This window comes from Fictibacillus aquaticus (assembly GCF_002245695.1).
GTDB classification, from domain to species: Bacteria; Bacillota; Bacilli; order Bacillales; family Fictibacillaceae; genus Fictibacillus; species Fictibacillus aquaticus.
This window is the reverse complement of sequence record NZ_NOII01000016.1, coordinates 1-1,240: the sequence shown is the minus strand read 5'-3', so window position 1 is coordinate 1,240 and position 1,240 is coordinate 1. Positions and strand designations below refer to the sequence as shown.

The following is a 1,240-nucleotide window of genomic DNA, read 5'->3' as shown; positions in this document are numbered from 1 at the left end:
TTATTAAGCAAAATGATGACATAACAAGAAGAAAAATCTAAATATTTCAAAAGTGTAGCAATTTGTCGAATGCGTGATATTATTAAAGCGGATACATTATAGAATCTTAAAAGTTTTTAGATAATAAGTGTTAAGGTTATAGGGGGATTACGGTAATGGAACAAATGATGAGGGACTTTTTCTTGTTTATGGCGAAGAACAAAACGTTCACAAGTCTGGCAAAAAGATACGGGCTTCGTTTTGGTGCGAGCCGTTTCGTTGCGGGGGCCTCGCTTAAAAGCTCAATCAGCGCTATCAAGCGTTTGAACGATAAAGGGATGCCAGTCACGATCGACCACCTTGGCGAATTCGTTGACAACGAAGCAGAAGCCAACGACATGACTAACCATTGTATTGAAGCGATCGAGGCAATCGCGAAAGAGAAGCTAGATTCTCAGCTTTCCTTAAAAATGACGTCGATGGGTCTTGATATTAGCGATGAGCTTGTTATGAGGAACATGCGCCGCATCATGGATGCAGCTGTAAGACATAACGTTTTCATTACAATCGATATGGAAGATTACACTCGATGCGAGAAAACACTTAAGGTATTCAAGCAGCTGAAAAGCGAATATGATAACATCTCCACCGTTATTCAGGCGTATTTATACCGCTCACTGCAGGATGTTAAGGATCTGAATGAGTACCAGCCAAACCTGCGTCTCGTAAAAGGTGCATATAAAGAGCCGGCTGAAGTGGCGTATCCTGACAAAAAAGATGTGGATGACAACTTCAAAAAGCTGATCGAAACGCATATGCTAAACGGAAACTATACAGCGGTTGCGACTCATGATGATGAAATCATTCGTTTCACAAAAGAACTCGTTGAAAAGCACAGCATTCCGTATGACCAATTCGAATTCCAGATGCTTTATGGAATCCGCACAGAGCGTCAGGACCAGTTGATGAAGGAAGGCTACAAAATGCGCATCTACGTGCCATACGGAAACGACTGGTACGGATATTTCATGCGTCGTCTTGCAGAACGCCCGGCAAACGTGATGTTTGTGTTAAAAGGTGTATTCGGAAAATAAAAAAGTGCAGCAATATTAAAGGCAGAATCGCTATAGATTCTGCCTTTTTTTAAACTTAAATATTATCTGAAAATTCATTGTTGTCAAACTTATATCCTTGCAGTATGATAAAGGTAGAACTGATAAATGATTTTAGTCATTTATTTTTTGCCATAAAAATGAATGAG

General features: G+C 39.8%; 1 protein-coding gene. It reads left to right on the top strand.

From position 1 onward, the window contains the following. Positions 1 to 155: 155 nt before the first annotated feature. Positions 156 to 1,073, top strand: a complete 918-nt coding sequence (locus tag CGZ90_RS17875) for a proline dehydrogenase family protein (protein ID WP_094253902.1) — start codon at positions 156 to 158, stop codon at positions 1,071 to 1,073. The last annotated feature ends 167 nt before the right edge of the window (positions 1,074 to 1,240 follow it).

Coding starts and splice junctions, on each gene's coding strand:
- CGZ90_RS17875 (WP_094253902.1), top strand. CDS start 156: ATGGAACAAATGATGAGGGACTTTTTCTTGTTTATGGCGAAGAACAAA.